Source organism: Variovorax sp. LjRoot290 (assembly GCF_964253985.1).
In the GTDB taxonomy this organism is placed as follows: domain Bacteria; phylum Pseudomonadota; class Gammaproteobacteria; order Burkholderiales; family Burkholderiaceae_C; genus Variovorax.
The window spans coordinates 449,775-466,749 of sequence record NZ_CAXURW020000003.1 but is presented as its reverse complement, the minus strand read 5'-3'; the positions used below and the strand labels follow the sequence as shown (position 1 = coordinate 466,749).

Below are 16,975 nucleotides of genomic sequence, written 5' to 3'. Positions count from 1 at the left end.
ACGCATGAATCCCTTCCAGCGCGCTCGAAATGAAGCACATGCAACCAGAGCGAAACTGGAGCCCTTACATGCGCACACCCCGCTAGCGGCCAAAGACCTGCTGCAAAAGGTCGAGTCGGTCCTGAACATTGCGATTGAGTCTGTGCCGCCGACCTATCCCGACCTTGGGGGCGGGACGGCCGTGCTCCAGCGGGAGCAAATGTTCATCTATGTGAGTACGGAGGTCGACAAATGGAATGCCGAGTTCTGTGGTCTTGTCGCCCATGAACTCGGGCACTTCTTACTTGATGCGACGAAGCCGGCCACAACCGTTGCGCACTTGAGCACTTTGTTGGGCAGCGCTGGCAGCCCAGCCGTTCTCAAGGTGGAAGCCTATGGCGCGCGAGAGCGACAGGAACTCCAAGCGAACGTCTTCGCCCGCGAGTTGCTGCTACCAAGAGATGTCGCCCGCCAATTCGCATTGGCCGGAAAGGGCCCTTCAGATGCGGCCACCGAGCTCGGCATTCCACTGGAATTCGTCAGGCAGCAAATGCTCGATGGTCTCCTCCTTCCGGATTCAACCGAGACGACCAGCCCGCTAAGTAAACCGAGCCCCGACCAGTTGGCGGCGGCGAGAGCCGAAGAACGCGCGGCGAACGTGGTCGCAGGACCGGGTACAGGCAAGACCACGACGCTCATCCATCGAGTCAAGTACCTGGTGGAAGAGAAGCATGTGCATCCGAGCCAAATTCTGGTCCTCACGTTTACCAACAAAGCGGCGCTGGAACTGGTCGAACGCCTGCGAAGCGCCGGAATTGCCGATGCTTCCGATATCTGGGCGGGCACATTCCACTCGTTCGGACTGGAGTTCCTGCGGAAGTACCACCAGCACTTCGAACTGGACTCGGACCTTCACGTGTCGGACTTGATGGGCTCGATGACCAATCTGGTCAAGGCGCTGCCGCGCGTCAAGCTCGAGCACTTCCTGCGTGTGGAAGACCCGTACGACTGGCTTGGGGCCGTCGGCGACGGCATCAAGAGGCTCAAGGAGGAGATGGTCTCCCCGGCTGCCTACAAGAGCTTTGTAGAGAGCAACGAGGTCAAAGATGAGGAGCTTCAGCAAAAGCGCCTCGATGTGGCCACCCTCTTCGAGCTGCATGAGACCTTGCTCAAGGAGCGCCGGACTGTCGACTTCGTGGACCTCATCTCGAAACCGGCGATTGCGCTCAAACACGATAGGACGCCATTCGTCGAGTTGGCCGACCGCTTTCAATACGTCCTGGTGGACGAATACCAGGACGTCACGCAGGCCATGGTCGAACTGCTTCGTCAGCTGGCGTACAAGAAGCGTATTTGGGTGGTCGGCGATGTTCGCCAAGCTATTCACCATTGGCGGGGCGCTTCGCTGAAAAGCCTCCAGAAGTTCGACGTCGAGTTCAAGGCGCATGCCGCTGGGACTTCAATCCAGCGCTATCCGTTGACCTTCAACCGAAGAAGTTCGCAGGAGGTCGTCGACCTCACGCAGCAGATTGGCCGCGACCACGCTCTCGAGAGCACGTTGAGGCTCGATGAGGTCGTCGCGACCAATGGCGCATCGGGCGTAAAGCCTGTGGTTGTCACCTGCCGCGACGGCGATGCCCTTCTCGGGGCGATTTTTGAACACATCAGCGAATTGCAGGCCAGCGGGGTGCCCTTTAGTCACCAGGCAGTGCTTTGCCGCAAGTCGAGCGACGTAGAGCGCGCCGCCGAGCTTCTGGAGCAGGCGGGGGTTCCCATCATCTACATCGGAGACCTCACTGCGCGGGTCGAGGTCAAGCACATCCTCTGCCTCATCCAGCTCCTCGTTGAGCGTCGCCCGAAGGCACTGGTCGGCCTGTCGGGGATTTCTGCCCTCAACATGCCGCTGGCAGACGTAGACGTGCTGTTAAAGGCCGCCGAGCGCGATGTGGCCTTCCAGAGAGGTCGCTGGATTCACGCGCCGCCGCCGGGCCTCAGCCCTCGCGGACTGGAGGTGACGGCCAGTCTCCGAGACCTCATCGGGCGGTTTCAGCATGGCTCCAATCCCTGGGCCTTCATCTGCCATCTCCTGCTGGACAGGCGCTTCGGCCTCCCGCCTACCGCTGACACCAGCGTTCGAGCCTGGGTAAGTCGCGTTGCCCTCTGGCAGTTCGCCTACAGCGTGCGAAACGGCGACGGCGAAGTGAAGGAGGCGCGGCTGTCACGGTACCTGCTGCGACAACGGTTGCGGCAGCGAATCGGCGATGCCCAAGGTCAGCGCGAGCTTCCGCCGGAAGCAGCCGTACTCGACGGCGTTCGCGTGATGACCGTTCACGGCAGTAAGGGGCTGGAGTTCGATGCCGTGCATTTGGGCTTCGTGAGCGTGGACAGCTACGGAAGCCGAGAGCCCAGTTGGCGGCCTGAAGGAATTCTTGACATCGTGCCGCCCGAGGCCCTCGGTAGCAGCACGGAAGAATACAAATTTGAGGAATCGGTCGAACGGAACAACCTGCTTTACGTGGCTGTCTCGAGAGCGAAACGGCATCTGTATCTCTATCAAGACACCAAGTTCAAGAACTCGACCGCACCCCAGCTGGACCACTACCCCAGGAAGTACCTGTCAAAGACATACAGCGGGACTTCGCTGACCATGGCGAAGGCGGTCACGAGTGGGGCGTTTGTTGCGCCGACGGCGTTGCCCTTTGAAGATTTCTACAGCTACGCAACTTGTTCGCTCCGCTACTGGTACAGCCACGTCCTGGAGATGCAAAGCGAGTCGGATATCGACGTATCGGTGCGCGCCCGATGGGCAGTGATGGATGCGCTCAAGGCGTTCTCTTCCGGCGCGTCGGGCTCGGCACAGGGGGCGCTGGGTGCGGCCTGGACGAACCGAAAATTGCCCACCGCGGTCGAAGACCCCTCCCTGTGGGCCGACGCGCTCTATGCGCTTGACCGAGGTGAACGCCAGGTGAAGACCTTGCGGGAGCGAGGCGGCCGATTCGAGCAGGCCTCGGCTACCATCGGCGGACTAAAGCTGCAGATGCCTTGGGGTTTTCGCATCGATGGGACCTACGGCGGAACCGAGTACGCAATCCTGAGGTTCTCTCGCCGCGGAATCAGCGACTTCAAGACCATAATGAATCCGGTGCTTCGTGGGCTGGGCTTACCGGGACCTACGTCGATGTCCCTTCACCATGTGCTTTCGGAGAAGACCGACCAAGTAGAGGGCTCGAAGGCAATTGAAATGACCAAGGCCTACAAGGCGGCACAGCGTTTCGGCACCGGCGACAACACGCCGGCCATCGGTCACCACTGCACCCGTTGTGACTTCTGCACAATCTGTCCGTCTGCCCCTCGGTAGGTCCCGGCTCACGAGCTCTGGAGTTCTACACGCTCCCGGGAAACCACTTGGAACGGGCCGTTCGCCCAAGTCACGGAAAAGGACATCACTGCTGGTTCGCTCACAGTACAAGGCCGGCAGTCACCGCCGAAAGGCAGCAAACGGCACAGCTGTTGTTGAGGTTCGCAGGGCAAGGGACGGCAGCGGGCCCTAACCGGGCTTACAGCGGACGGCAATGGAGCCCGCAAGCGGCGGCACGCAAGCGCAGCGCGAGAGCACCAAGGCCGCATGAGATGAAACGGGGATCGATCGGGCGATGCGACGCGAGCACGATTGGGTAACCCTTGAAGCTTCTACAAGGGCACCGCAAGGTTGATCTCCGGCAATAGAGCGAGGCAGGCCCACGACGGACAGATGGAATGCTGGTACCCAATCCGCGGATATGAGTCTGATCCATCGTCGCTGCTACGCTCGCGCCGCATCACCCGATCGATTCCCATGCGCCATCGCGCGATTGACAGCGGCGACCATATGAGAAGCTTGTCTGAGCACCGACTCGGACCTCCAACAGTCCCCGACCTTGGATCACGATGGATGTCGCACCCCGCCGGCACTTCCATAGGCCGCTACGAACAGGTCCCGCCATGACCGTCATGCCTTGACAAACCAGTCCTCATAGAAGCAGTCAATCCGTAAAGGCCTGACCGCAGCTCCGTTCGAGGTGCGTCGCGTGCGGACTTACCGAACGGCCTTCGCGATGTGCGCGAGCGGCATCGGGTTCCCCATCATCGCGATGCGCACGCGCTTGGTCGGGTAGGCGAGAGCGCCGCCGATCACGTTCGGCACCGGCCACTCCCTGGAGGCCTCGGCGGGGCCGGTGTATGGCATGAGATGAAAGAACGAGAATTTCATCGCCGGGTCGGAAACTTTCTATGATCAGGTCCGCGCTAGCCTTGTTTGCAGTCCTGCTGTTGGCGGGTTGTGCAAGTGCGCCGGCCGAGCGCCCTGGGGCTTCTGAAATTCCTATATACGTCGTCGCCCACGGCTGGCACACGGGCCTCGCCATGGGGGCCGCCGACATCGACTTCGCGCGCTGGCGCCCCCTGCCGCACCCTGCCAGCGCCAAGTACCTCGAGGTAGGCTGGGGCGACCGCGATTACTACCCGGCGCCGGGGTTCAACCTCTGGTACGGCTTCAAGGCGCTCGCCTGGCCGACGCCGAGCGTGCTGCACGTCACCGGCTTCAACGAGCCGCCAGCGCGCGAGTTCCCGGCGAGCGAGGTGGTCGAGCTGCGCCTCTCGCGCGCCGGCTTCGAGCGCCTGCTCGCCTACATCACGGCGAGCTTCGAGGCCGACTCGGCGCCGATCGCGCCCAGCCTGTACGCAAGCGGCGCGTTCTATCCCTCGCGCGAGAAGTTTCATCTCTTCAAGACCTGCAACGTCTGGGTGGCGCGAGCTCTGCGCGAGGCTGGAATCGAGGTGCGCTCCTCGATCACTACCGGAGGCCTGATGTCGCAGCTGCGCCCGCTTCGAAGTCGATGAAGGCGGAGCTTGGCTGCGCGCGCGCCACACCGATCCAGCCAGTTTTGCCTCAGCGCTTACGGCGCTCGATGTCAACCACGATCTGGTCGAGCGCGCTCCCTTCGGCCGAGGGCGTCGCCGTAGGGCGCTACTTCTGGGTGCCTAGCGTCCAGGCATGGTTCGTCGTCTGCGTTGGCGCCCCCGGGGGCCAAGCAAACCGCCATGCCGCAGTGCACCGCTGCGGTTCAGGTTCCGCAGCAAGCTGCGGCGGGGGCGCGCTCGGCCTGCGAAGGCGTTGCCCGGGTTGCCCGAGAGGCTTCTATCGCCAGACGCCTACGACGTGACGACGGCCAGGTCGGATGCCGGGAAGCTGCCCGTGGCTAGCGACGGCAGGTGGCCGTTCTGCAGACCAAGATTCCATCAAGATTAAGGTCCAATTCTGAAGGCAGCGCGCGCAAGTGGTTGATTCGAATGAGGAAACGGCCGCCGCGAGATCCCGAGCCCTGTTTGGAGACCAGCACAAAGAGGTTGGGGCAGGGCAGGGCGGTCGCCATCGAAAGGGGTGGACCCATGGTCGCCCGGCTGGAAACCGGATCTCGAAAAGAGGGGCGAGCTCGGCCGGGCTGACCTCCGCCCTCTGCGGAATGGCTGACGTGGTCGTTACCTGCGCGTGAGGACCGTGCCGTTCAAATTTCCCGCCACTACGCCTCAAATTTCCCGCAGGATTTCCCGCGGCAAGGCTGCTGGCCCTGCGAGAAAGGGAAGACGCTGAGGGGCGATCTGGGCACCATTGCGCTCACCTCAGCAACAAACTCTCGGCAGCCATGAACACCCTTCCGCTCAGCCACCACGCCACCGTCCGCTCGCAACAGCGCTCGATTCCGCCCCTCGTCGCTGACCTGCTTGACCTCTACGGGGCGCGCCAGCCGGCTGGTCGCGGCGCGGAAATCGTCTACATGGACAAGGCGGCGTGGCGCCGAGTGCGCCAGGTCCTTGGCAGGGCCGCGGTCGCGGCGTTGCGGCCGCTGTTGTCGGCGTACCTCATCGAGGCCGAGGGCGGGCAGGTCATCACGGCGGGCTGGCGCTGCACCCGGGTGCGGCGGGACCGCTCTGTGCGTCGCGGCCGCTGAAGGAGGCACTTTCCATGAACACTCCGAAGAACCCGGCGGACAGAGCCTCCGGTTTGGAGGCTGTGCAACTGATGGCTCGGGTGCGCGCGGCGACCACGCGCCGAGCCGGCGACGAGCGGCGCTTCACCAAGGCGCTGACGCGGCAGCGCCCCAACCACCTGTCCGCGGACGAGGCGGTCCAGCTTGCCAGGAACATGGGTGCCATTCTGGAAAAGCGCAAGGCTCAAATCGGCCGTCGACCGGGCGAACTCTGCAGGGAGGCGTTCAAAAAAGCGACATCCTCGCGGGAGCTTTACCGACTGCGACTCGCAGAGGGTGAAGACCCAGACAAGAAGCAACTGCGGCGCTCGTTCGAACGGTATAAGGACCTCGCGGAGGCGGTCGCGACCATGACTGGTGAGCCCCAGACCAAGGCGCTGCGTGAGCTCGTGGCAGGGACTCGATTCGACCAACTCCAAGCCAAGATGGCCGAGTGGGATCGCATCGACGCTGTGGCCGACTTGCTGCAAGACCTCGTTGACCGCCTCAATGAGGAATTCGGCTGGAGTGCCCTGTACCGTCGCACCGTCGACGTTCGCCTGGCGTCCGGAGGGACGCTGACGTGGCCTCTTGAGCCTAACAAATATCACGAAGCGTCGCCGTTTGAAGTCGCGGCAGGGGAGACCGAGTCCTTCGAACGCAAACTGCGAGCCTCGGTAGATCCAGCCAGCATGTACTATGCGCCCCGGTCGGAGATTGCCGCCGCCTCGAGCATCACAAGGCAGTACTTCGACAATGATCAACTCCAGGACGAGCGCTTTTTCTTCGTGCCCCACGCGAGAGTGGGCTACCTGGCCGCCTGGGACCTTCCCAAAAGGTCGGAGGAGCCGCTGCGCTACCACGTCATGCGCGCTGAAGCGATTGCCTGGGAGCGCCAGGAACCCGATGGGATGAAAGAGCCCGAGATCGGCTGGGATGCAGAGCGCCAGGAGCCGAAGGGCCATGTGGATGGAGGAGCGCGCATCTACTGCGGGTCCACGACGCAGAGCTACGCTTGGCTCATCGCTTACCCGTCACCCCTGAACCACGGAACGATAGTGCCGGCGCTGTATAGGCCTGGCGAAGACACCGGCGCCTGGCTCATGCCGCTCGACCGCTCTACTTTGGCAGCCGTCGAAGACGGCATCTGGCTTGACCGGGAAAGCGACAGCACATTGCTCGAGCGTCTGGAGGTTCTGCTCGGGGCCGATCAAACCGACGGCATGTGCCCGCTTGAACGGGACCTGCGCCTCACGGGATCTTGGCTGGCATTCAACCCCGTGTTGACTTGGGAATCCCGTCAACGAGAGCGGCACCGGAACATGCTGGACCGGGCGCGCAGCTGACCGCGTGGTCGTGACCGCAACCACCACTACACAGAGGAAACGCTGCCATGTTGACCCCAGCCAAGTACTGGCGTATTCCGTGCTCGTTGAACTCCGTTACGGACGCGCCTTCCTCCGAGTTCACGCTGCCGCCCGAGATTGCCAACCAGGCGTCTCCACCCAGCCGCGGTCACGGCATCACCATCGCCGCCTATGACGACGCCGCTCAGACCGGGCTGCTGCGATGGCTCGGAGTTTTCACTGGCGGCATCGGCACGACCCGCACCGTCGACTGGCAGCCCACGACGGCCCTGATCGGGGTCGACACCGGCACCGGCCGGGGCTTCTGGAGGTCTGGTCCTTTCGCATTCGCGTCGAAAAAAATCTGTGATTACGGCCTGCACGAGCTTTGGCAGCAGCACTTCGACGGCCTGGAACTGCGCGATCACGCCACGATGGCGACGCGGCCCAAAGGAGCGGCGAAGACCAGATCGAGCCGGATCGCACCCGAGCGGCTGAACCCTGTCGAGGTCATCGGCCAGCCGACTTCCGGCGCGCTGGCTGGCGTCGTCTACGTGCTGAAGTCGGCCTACGGATACAAGATCGGTCGGACGCGGAGCGTGCCCGACCGTATGCGGACCTTCGGCGTGCGGTTGCCGTTTATTTACACGATCCCTTTCTGCGTCTGGTTCGACGACTGCCACGCCGCGGAACGCCGCTACCACGACGCCTTCGCGAGAAAGCGGATCAACGGGGAGTGGTTCGATCTCGAGGAAACCGACATCGAGCTGATGAGGAAGGCCGCTTAAGGATTGGCCTCCATGCCGGCAGTCCAGCCGGCGACGGCCCGCCCGGCCACCGACTTCGTCGGGCTCGTTCATAGTTAGACCAAGATTCCATCAAGATTAAGGTCTAACTTTGAAGGCGGCGCGCGCAAGTAGTTGATTCAAATGAGAACATCGGCTTCATCGGCAACCATGAGCATGAGCAAAAAACGATCGGCACGCTTCAGATGATTGCGGCCATGTTGATATCGGGAACGATCGGCTGGTTCGTCGTCTACTCCGGGCAGCCCATTAACCAGCTCCTGTTCTGGCGCTGCGTCTTCGGGGCGGCGACGCTGTTGTCGGTCTGCGCCATCACAGGGTCGCTGCGCGGAACGCTCACGCTAAGGCAAGTCGGCTGGGCCGCCCTTGGCGGCGTGGCCATCGTCCTCAACTGGCTTCTGATCTTCGCGTCCTTCTCGCGGGCGTCGATCTCAGTCGCCATCGCCGTCTACAACACGCAGCCCTTCATGCTGGTCGGCCTCGGCGCGATCTTGTTCTCCGAGCGCATCACCGCTGCCAAGCTCACGTGGCTTGGCATCGCGTTCGCGGGCGTGCTGCTCATCGTGCAGGCCAGGCCGTCCGCGGCGGCCTACGCCGGTCCGGACACGGCCTACATCGCCGGCGTCCTGATGGCCCTCGGTGCGGCCTTCTTCTACGCCATCGCGGCGATCGTCACCAAGAAGCTCGGCGATACGCCGCCGAACCTCATCGCTCTGATCCATGTCTGCGTCGGCACTCTCATGATCGCGCCCTTCGCCGACTTGACCAGTCTTCCGACCGACCTGCGCACCTGGCGTGACTTCGTCGTGATGGGCGCCACCAAGGAGCCGACTTGCATTCTTCTCGCTTCCTAGCTGTTGCCATGATGGCGGCTGCTTCTGCGTCCGCTTTCGCGCAACCTGCTGAATGGTGGGGGCGCAGTACCCACGGGTTTCGCTCAGCTGCGACCGCCGCCAAGGTGGCTCGCGGCTAGTCAACGACCCGATCTCCTCGCGGTAGAGTTCGGTCCGACTTCGCTGCAGTATCCGCGAACCGACCGCTTCTGGCCGGCCGGGCTCGCGCTCACTCAGGGACCGGCCTCCTCGATTTCTGAAAACTCCACCCGAGGGTCATCCCGGCAGCAGCGACAAGGATTGCAGCCGATCCGACGAGCTGCAGCAGCTTGAGCCTGTGATCGAAGGCAACGAAGTCCACCACCATGGCGAAGATGGGGTAGAGGAAGGGAGATGGGAATCTCGAGTGGACAAATCGCATGCGCATGCTGAACGTCCAGCATGAACACCGACTGGCTTTCACCGAGCGGCTGTGGCGGTTCAGCAGCGAGTGGGCTCCATCCAATGCTGGCTGGATCTTGAGATCCGCCTTTCATGCCGCCCCCTGATGATGCTTGTAGGGGTACCACTGTTCGCTGCCTTCGGTGCCGTTGGCTGGGTCTTTGAGTAGCTATCCGCGCCAATACCGATCGACGAGTGGCTGAAACGGATTCGGGAGGCCGAGGTGGAGACCGAGCAGTCTTCCCGACTGCGCAAACTGACGCTGTTAAGTCAGGGCAAGTCCGTATGGTCGCAGCACCAACCCAGCGAATCGCAGTAGTTTCTGCAACATCGGGCTAGGCGCTCAACCCGATGCCACGTACGCCAGCGAGATCTCCTTTGAACGCGCACCATGGTGCCGAGCCCGTTCGCTGGCCTTGCGACTTCAGGCGTGGTTCCTGAGAATGGATCTTGACCGCCGCCAATTCTCCCTGTTACGGCGACCCAAAGAGTGACTTAATACCGCTTCTTCGCCGCCCGTTGCCAGCTTCTCATGGTCGTCACAGGCCTGTTGCCGGTCAAGATTCGCGGGCACAAGAAAGAGCAGAAATGGCCACCGGAAGGAAACGCGCTACGAGCCAAGGCGAAGACCTTGTTGATTTGTTAAAAGTAAAGTATGACGTCAAAACCGATAGCGCCTTGGCCAAGTGCTTGGGCCTGACCCCTGCGGGCTTGAATGTCTGGAGACGATGGCGGGAGCTGACACCCAAGCAAATCGTGAGCGTTATCAGTCGTGCTGAGCAGGCCGCGCGAAAAGAGGTGTTCAAGCAGGCGATTCGCCCGGTGGTGGAGTTCTTTCCAATAGAAAAGAAGCTCTCCAAGGGAGAGGCGAAGTGGGAGATCTTCGACGCCTCGCGTACGCACCCCTATCTGCGTGGGTTGTTCGAAGAGCTAAACCGCCATCATGGCGTCTACGTGTTCTTCGACAGTCGCGGCCATGCAATCTATGCGGGGAAGGCACGCAAACAGCGGCTCTGGAGGGAGATAAATCTCGCCTTCAATCGTGAGCGGGGTGATGTTCAGGCAGTGAAGAGAGTGGACCATCCGTCCCGAAAACAGGTCTACAGGACACATGATGAGAAGCAGCGACGCATCTATCGCCGCGAGGTTCCTCTGTATGAGATGGCGAGTTACGTGAGCGCCTACAGCGTGCTGGACGAAATGGTTGACTCGTTAGAAGCCATGCTGGTACGTAGCTTTGCAAATGACTTGCTGAACGTTCGGATGGAGAAATTCGTCAATGGGGCATAGGCGGGAACTGGAAAGAGAAAAGGTCTCGACTGTTGCACAGCTGAACCCTGAGTTGGGGTTGCGGCGTGGCGAGGCGCTGGGCTTCGATGCGAAGCGACTTCTGTTCGAAGGCTCGAACGGCGACTACATGCCTGTGGGCTCGCAGTTGGGGATTTTGCTCGCGCTCAGCTTCCGCGACGACTCTGGGCATCACACGACCGGCTCGGCAGCGTTGGTTGGACCTGGGATCGCCATTTGTGCAACGCACGTGCTCGAAGATCAGGGATTCCTGAAGAAGCTCACAAACGGCGGCGCAACGCTAGTTGCGCAGGCTCCTTTGCCTGGGGGCATGCTGCTTTGGACAGTGACGCACGTTGCGACTGTGCCGGACAGCGACCTCGCAGTGTTATCCATGACCCTCAGTTCGGATTTCCCGTTAGACCGGCGCTTTGCCGTTGCCTCGATCACGACGCGAATGCCGGCAGTCGGCGAGGAGCTCACGCTCACAGGGCTCTCAGCGGTACGGCAGACAGAAGAAATTTCCAGGGCGATGAACATCGAGTTGTTGCCTGGGTGCATTAAAGGACGCGTGCTCGAGGTCTATCCAGAGGGCCGAGACCGCTTGCTTCCCAGTGCTTGCCTTGCGGTCGGATGCGAGGCAAGAGGAGGCATGAGCGGAGGCCCCGTCTTCGACAGCAGAGGTTTCCTGGTGGGCGCGGTGACTTCTGCCTACCCTGGCGCCAATGTATCGTTCGTGTCGCACGTCTGGCCGGCGCTTGTTCGTGCACAAGCGTGCCCCGTCTGGCCGGTTGACCCTTACCCCCGCCCCCCAGCCGGAACCATTTTGCAGTTGGGATTCAAGTTTGGCATTTCGATTGAGCGACCAGACGCGTTCGAGTTCTGTATCCACAACAACGAGCCCTCGCTTCGCTACCACGCTTGGCAGTAGCACAATGCGGCGCACGTACCGCTGCGGCCGAGCTCAGGCAACTTTCCAATGGCATCTCTCTGCCATGTCAGAAGCCGCTTTGGGCCCAAAGCCCCTTTCCGTTGGCACATACGGGAACTCTACTGACGCTCCGACGAGCTGCAGCAGCTTGAGCCTGTTCATCGCCCAATAGCACTGCCAGCCGAAGGGCGGACGTCGCGTCCAAGCCAACGCTTCCCATCGCCCGCATGTGGCGAATTTGAGGACTGAGGCAAACAACCGGATCGGCGGACCCGTGCCCTCGGGGCCGGATCCTTCGGCCATCTGCGCCCACATGAAGCTCTTGCTCTGAGCGGCCTTGCCGGCCTCCTTCAGGACCTGGATGTGGGTCTCATCGCCGTAGATCAGCGGCGCCTCCAGCACCAGGTCGCGCAGCAGTTTGATCACCGGCTGCACGGCTTGGCCCACACGCACGACACTTGCGGCCATCGTGTTGCGCGAGATGTCGCTGCCACCGAAGCGCGCCAGCAGCGCAGCCTGGCGATAGAGAGGCAGGCCATCCAGGTACTTGGAGGTGATCACCCAGGCCAGCAGAAGTTCGCTGAACAGACCCTTGGGAATCACCTGCTCGGGTTTGGCCGCCAGGCGAAGCCCGGCGTCGCAGCACGGGCACGCGTACTTCACGCGCTCGTGGCGGACGACGCGCACCTGCTGGGGGATGATGTCGAGCTGCTCGCTGGCCTCGACACCGATCTCCTGCAGCGCGGCACCGTCGTGCGGACACACGCGCTCGGCTTCGGGCAGTTCGTGACGCACCACCTCGCGCGGCAGCGCGGGATCCAACGGCTTGCGACCGCGCTTGGCACGCTTGTGGGCGGGAACAGTGACGGTGTCATCGTCTTCGCGCTCTTCTTGCGCCGGCTGGGCATCCACGCCCAGGTCCTCGGCCTCGTTGAAGAACATGTCCTTCTGATTGACGACCTAAGTTATGCAGCGTTGCCAGCGCTGTATACCCACCGAGGAGTGCCACGCTCGATGCGCTCGAAGGATGCAATCCCCAAGGGAGACGGGGCAGGGTCGCTGCGATCAATCCTGTGAAAGGCTTCGCGCAGCTTTTCGCTGACGTGATAGTTGTTCTGCGGCGAGCTGCAGTGGAGGCACAGGTTGCAGTGGGGCCAATGTGTGCGCTTGCCCTGGATGATTTGCTGCGTCCCAACCTCGTTCAGGCCTATCGCCCGTAGTTCCCCGGGCAGAACGGCCAGGTGCACCCCGCCGAGCGTCTGGGATAGCGCAGCCACGCTAGTGGGTCGGTACCACCAATGGGTGTCGTCGCTGCTGGTCATACCGCACACTTGTTTGACCGGCTTCTGGCACGCCCAACAGACGTCGCCCATGTACTCCACGTAGAGCGTCCGGGTGAACTGGGGCTCCTCCCAAGTCACGCGCTTCGACAGCAGGGCGGTCACAAACTCGGGCAGGTTTGCAGGAAAACCCTTTACGGGCGGTGGTGCCCCTACGTTGACGGCCTCCAGGACGAAAGAAGGGGTCTCCTTGTCAGTGTGCACCGTGTAGTCGCCCTTGCGAGGGGCATGAAACCAAGCGCCGCGCACGCCGGAGTCGCGATAGCGCCGTTGACGCCTAAGGGTCTCATCATGCGTTTGCGGCGACATCTGCACCTCGAAGGCAATCTTGGCGTTGCCTCGCTCGCAGAACACGTCCGCAATCCATTCTTCGCCTTGCGGGCACGACCCCGGGCGCTCGGTGAGGACCGTCCAGCCCGCAGCCTGGGCCGCCTGCGCGATGAGTTGCTTGCAGTACAGGTGCTGAGCCGTCTCGGGCGCGGTCTTGCATGGGCCTTTGCGAGAGTGCGCAAAGAAGTAGTTTCCCAAGGCGCTGGTTTTGGGTATCGCTCCGCGGCCGCAGCAAGGCATTGCCAGGCCGTGAGCGCGATAGCTCGATTTCAGCGCCGCCCATTGGTCCTCGTCGAAGTCGAACGCGTGGACGTTCGTATCGCCAGAGGTCGCGCGCAAGGGCATTTGAGCGTTGGTAGATGCTTCAGCAGGGAGCCCAATGATAGTTGCGAGCGAGGGATGTTTGAACCGCGTAACCTGGCCTCAGAGCAGTCCGCACCCTCTACTAGGGCAGAATGCGCGCGGCGGACCGCGGAGTGAGGATGAACGATCCAGAACTGCAAATACTACAGACGACAGTGCATCAGAGGCTTGGGCGCTTCATGCTTCGCGTACAGCGATATGAGATGCTGCTGAAGGCCTTGATCATCGACAGCGTCGCTTTCGGGACGGTCGAGACGGCGCCGCTCAATCAGCAGCGGCGCAAGGAGCTGTTCGCCTCCAAGCCGATGGGCTATCTCTTCGACGAAATCAACCGGTCGTACCTTCGGGAGCTAGGCAAGCCGACACCGGACGACGACGAGCCAGAGGTCGCTTCCGACAGGCCTGTCTTCCGCACGCGCTTTGCCCTCGAGATGCCTGCGGAGGAGCTGGAGCAAACGAAGGCGAGGCTTGAGGCATTCAAAACGCTGCGCAATCGCATCGTCCACCACTTCCTTGAGGACCACGAGTTGCTCACGCAGACCGGATGCGAACGAGCCATCGCCGTGCTTGAAGAGGGCCTTGCCACCGCACAGTCCTCCTATGAAGAAATCCACCGATGGGCCAAGACGGCGATGGAGGCCCAGCAGCACTTCGCGGCCTTCGTGCAGAGCGCTCACTTCGACGAATTCCTCCACGGCATCTTGCCGGATGGCACGGTCGACTGGCCGAACTGCACAGCCGTCATGCTGCTTCGTCGACAGGAAGAGCAAACAGCTCCAGGGCAGATGACCCGGCTGGATACCGCGCTCGAGGCGATACGGGCCTCCCACCCCGAGCACCGGCCACGGAAGTACAGCTGTCAGAACTGGAGAGAGCTCCTCAAAAGGTCGGGCCAGTTCTACATCCGCAAGGAAAAAGGAACCGCGGAGCAGCAGGGCATCACCTGGTACCGGAGCCTGGGTAACAGCGCGAGCTGAGCGTTGTCGTAGGTGCAGAGGCGCCGCGCCGGGATCAACAGGAATACGGCGGCGAGCGCCCGGGAGGGCATGAGAGCCGGCCGCGCAAATCTGAACACGTCGCAAAGTGGATAGGCTGCTCCCATGGGTGAGGACAGAGCCCGGTATGACAGGAGCAGACGACATGAGCAGAAGACCCCGCCGCAACCACTCAGCGGCGTTCAAGGCCAAGGTGGCGATTGAGGCCTTGGCCGATGGCAAGACGATTGCCGAGATCGCACAGAAGCACGACGTGCACCCGAACCAGGTGACGGAGTGGCGCAGACAACTGCTGGAACGCGCCGCAGGCGTGTTCGGCGCTGCGGCGACAGCGCAGGAGCCGGCGGTAGACCTCAAGGCGTTGCACGCCAAGATTGGGCAGCTGACGCTGGAGAACGATTTTTTAGAGGGTGCGCTCACCAAGGCGGGATTGCTGAGCGCAAAGCGATGATCGACCGTGATGCCGATCTGTCGATCAAGCGCCAGGCCCTATTGCTGGGCATCAGCCGAGGCTCGGTGTACTACCACCCCGAGCCGATTGCCGAGAGCGAGCTGGCGTTGATGCGTCGCATTGACGAGTTGCACCTGGAGCATCCGTTCGCAGGCAGCCGCATGCTGCGGGACTTGCTGGGGCTGCTGGGCATCGAGGTCGGACGGCGGCACGTGGGCACGCTGATGCGGCGGATGGGCATTCAGGCGCTGTACCGCAAGCCCAACACGAGCAAGCGGCACCCAGCGCATCCGGTGTTCCCGTACGCGCTGCGCGGGCTGGCCGTCGAGCGGGCCAACCAGGTCTGGGCGCTGGACATCACCTACATCCCGATGGCGCGCGGCTGGGTGTACTTGGTGGCGGTGCTGGACTGGCGAAGCCGCCGGGTGCTGGCGCATCGAGTGTCGATCACGATGGAGGCGGACTTCTGCGTGGAGGCCTTGCGCGATGCGGCGGCGCGTTGGGGTGCGCCGGAGATCGTGAACACGGATCAAGGCAGCCAGTTCAGCAGCGCCGAGTTCATCGCCGAGGTGCAGCGCATCGGTGCACGCCAAAGCATGGACGGCAAAGGCTGCTGGCGCGACAACGTCTTCGTCGAGCGGCTGTGGCGCAGCGTGAAGTACGAGGACGTCTACCTGAAGGCCTACGACGGCGTCAGCGCCGCTCGGCTGAGCCTGGCCGCGTACTTCGAGTTCTACAACGCGCGCCGGCCACATCAGTCGCACGACGGGCGCACGCCAGACATGGTCTACTTCGCCACGCTGCCCGCGATGAAGGAGGCTGCCTGATGGGTTGAACCATGAGTACATGGCTCAACCGGGGCGCCTCCGGCGGCCTGGCAGGGGCCTGAAGATTGAAAGATCAAACCCGCAGCCAATCCACTTATCTCAGGTCAAAGCGTGTTCAGACGAGCGGAGCCGGCTCTCATGTGGCTCGCAATCCTCTCCCGAGTTGACTGCAGAAGTTTTGACGCTGGGCGGGCGGGGTGCTGTCAATCTTTCGAATTTCTGCGATCCAATCCTCGCATGTTTCTTTGCGGCCCCGTCCTCGTTGGGGGATCGGTCCTGGAGGAGTTGGCGTGCTTGCTTCCTCCAGGCTTCCATCAGCGGCGGCGGTGTCGATGATTTCCTCGCAGAAGAAGCAGCTGCAGGTGCCGCTGACCTTGCCCACCGCTTCGCCGCCGGTCTGACGCACGATGTTGGTAACCCAGTTGGTCTGCTGGCGGCATTGGTCCATCGACTTGAGCACGCCTCGACGGACAGCCTCCTTCCCCAAAAGAAGGCCCGCTTGGTAGTTCTGGCTTACTTGGCAGGCGGCCTCTATCGCGGGGATGCCTTCCCGGCACGCTCGTTCTGCGGCCAGACAAGCTTCGTATTGCCTCGGATCATGGCGCCCCAGGATGCTCGGAACGGTGTTTTTGCAGTCGCGCTCGCAGAGCTCCGCAGCGCAGACACCCTCAGCGGATGCGATTTCGGAGAAGGCCCCGAGCAGGCAAAGCGCTGCCAGAACCCTGAAGACCCGCAAGGCGTGGACCATGGGCATCTCCTTCAAGCATGAGACTCGACGAACATCTCCCTGCGCCCGCAATTGAAGGGCTGCTCCAGGACTCCGTCAACCCCAGGCAGGAGGAGGTTCAGAGCAGATGGCCCCCTGCTCGGCTGGGTGCCAGTGGCGTGGGCGCAGCATCGCGCACAGGGCGCGGCCGCATAAAAGTCGACATCCGGAAGCACAAGGACGGACGTCGCCTCCTCGTGTCGCCGTCTTCCTGGTCGCGCTTGCGAAGAACAGCCCGGTGCCGAAAGGGCCAATTTCGAGCGGTGGGGGCAACT

Annotated in this window: 13 protein-coding genes and 1 pseudogene; 10 read left to right on the top strand and 4 right to left on the bottom strand. The window is 62.4% G+C overall.

Going from position 1 to position 16,975, the window contains the following annotated elements:
* Window positions 1–4 precede the first annotated feature (4 nt).
* Window positions 5–3,337 carry a UvrD-helicase domain-containing protein gene (locus ACSQ9A_RS39790; protein ID WP_436308179.1) on the top strand — a complete coding sequence of 1,111 codons (3,333 nt, stop codon included), beginning with the start codon at window positions 5–7 and terminating at the stop codon, window positions 3,335–3,337.
* 717 nt (window positions 3,338–4,054) lie between these two features.
* Here the strand turns inward: ACSQ9A_RS39790 and ACSQ9A_RS39785 are convergent.
* Window positions 4,055–4,228 carry a hypothetical protein gene (locus ACSQ9A_RS39785; RefSeq protein ID WP_436308178.1) on the bottom strand — a complete coding sequence of 58 codons (174 nt, stop codon included), beginning with the start codon at window positions 4,226–4,228 and terminating at the stop codon, window positions 4,055–4,057.
* 20 nt (window positions 4,229–4,248) lie between these two features.
* Between ACSQ9A_RS39785 and ACSQ9A_RS39780 the strand changes: the two genes are divergently transcribed.
* The 7 genes from ACSQ9A_RS39780 (at window position 4,249) to ACSQ9A_RS39750 (ending at window position 11,628) form a co-directional block, all read left to right on the top strand.
* Window positions 4,249–4,857: a DUF2459 domain-containing protein gene (locus tag ACSQ9A_RS39780; RefSeq protein WP_436291680.1), complete on the top strand. Its 609-nt coding sequence runs from the start codon at window positions 4,249–4,251 to the stop codon at window positions 4,855–4,857.
* 803 nt (window positions 4,858–5,660) lie between these two features.
* Window positions 5,661–5,966, top strand: a complete 306-nt coding sequence (locus ACSQ9A_RS39775) for a hypothetical protein (RefSeq protein ID WP_436308177.1) — start codon at window positions 5,661–5,663, stop codon at window positions 5,964–5,966.
* 14 nt (window positions 5,967–5,980) lie between these two features.
* Window positions 5,981–7,330, top strand: coding sequence for a hypothetical protein (locus ACSQ9A_RS39770; RefSeq protein ID WP_436308176.1), 1,350 nt, complete (start codon window positions 5,981–5,983; stop codon window positions 7,328–7,330).
* A 47-nt stretch (window positions 7,331–7,377) separates the two neighbouring features.
* Window positions 7,378–8,118: a GIY-YIG nuclease family protein gene (locus ACSQ9A_RS39765; protein ID WP_436308175.1), complete on the top strand. Its 741-nt coding sequence runs from the start codon at window positions 7,378–7,380 to the stop codon at window positions 8,116–8,118.
* 149 nt (window positions 8,119–8,267) lie between these two features.
* Window positions 8,268–8,990 carry a DMT family transporter gene (locus ACSQ9A_RS39760; protein WP_436308252.1) on the top strand — a complete coding sequence of 241 codons (723 nt, stop codon included), beginning with the start codon at window positions 8,268–8,270 and terminating at the stop codon, window positions 8,988–8,990.
* 1,008 nt (window positions 8,991–9,998) lie between these two features.
* Window positions 9,999–10,700: a hypothetical protein gene (locus tag ACSQ9A_RS39755; RefSeq protein ID WP_436308174.1), complete on the top strand. Its 702-nt coding sequence runs from the start codon at window positions 9,999–10,001 to the stop codon at window positions 10,698–10,700.
* On the top strand, window positions 10,690–11,628 hold the full coding sequence (locus ACSQ9A_RS39750; RefSeq protein WP_436308173.1) for a S1 family peptidase: 939 nt from the start codon (window positions 10,690–10,692) through the stop codon (window positions 11,626–11,628). The genes ACSQ9A_RS39755 and ACSQ9A_RS39750 overlap by 11 nt, the downstream gene beginning before the upstream one ends.
* Window positions 11,629–11,877: 249 nt before the next feature.
* On the opposite strand, the pseudogene ACSQ9A_RS39745 reads toward ACSQ9A_RS39750, so the two are convergent.
* Together ACSQ9A_RS39745 and ACSQ9A_RS39740 are read right to left on the bottom strand one after the other, a co-directional pair.
* Window positions 11,878–12,579 (bottom strand): annotated as a pseudogene (locus tag ACSQ9A_RS39745) (IS66 family transposase); the annotation flags it as partial.
* A gap of 14 nt (window positions 12,580–12,593) precedes the next feature.
* A complete protein-coding gene (locus tag ACSQ9A_RS39740) occupies window positions 12,594–13,637 on the bottom strand; it encodes a competence protein CoiA family protein (RefSeq protein ID WP_436308172.1) in 1,044 nt (347 codons plus the stop codon).
* A gap of 227 nt (window positions 13,638–13,864) precedes the next feature.
* On the opposite strand from ACSQ9A_RS39740, the gene ACSQ9A_RS39735 reads away from it, so the two are divergent.
* Window positions 13,865–14,638, top strand: coding sequence for a hypothetical protein (locus ACSQ9A_RS39735; RefSeq protein WP_436308171.1), 774 nt, complete (start codon window positions 13,865–13,867; stop codon window positions 14,636–14,638).
* 163 nt (window positions 14,639–14,801) lie between these two features.
* A protein-coding gene (locus ACSQ9A_RS39730; protein WP_436308170.1) for an IS3 family transposase occupies window positions 14,802–15,934 on the top strand; the annotation gives its coding sequence in 2 pieces (ribosomal slippage) (window positions 14,802–15,051 and window positions 15,051–15,934; 1,134 coding nt in all).
* Between the two features lie 136 nt (window positions 15,935–16,070).
* On the opposite strand, the gene ACSQ9A_RS39725 is transcribed toward ACSQ9A_RS39730, so the two are convergent.
* Entirely contained in the window at window positions 16,071–16,682 is a 612-nt protein-coding gene (locus ACSQ9A_RS39725) for a hypothetical protein (protein WP_436308169.1), read from the bottom strand.
* Window positions 16,683–16,975 lie beyond the last annotated feature (293 nt).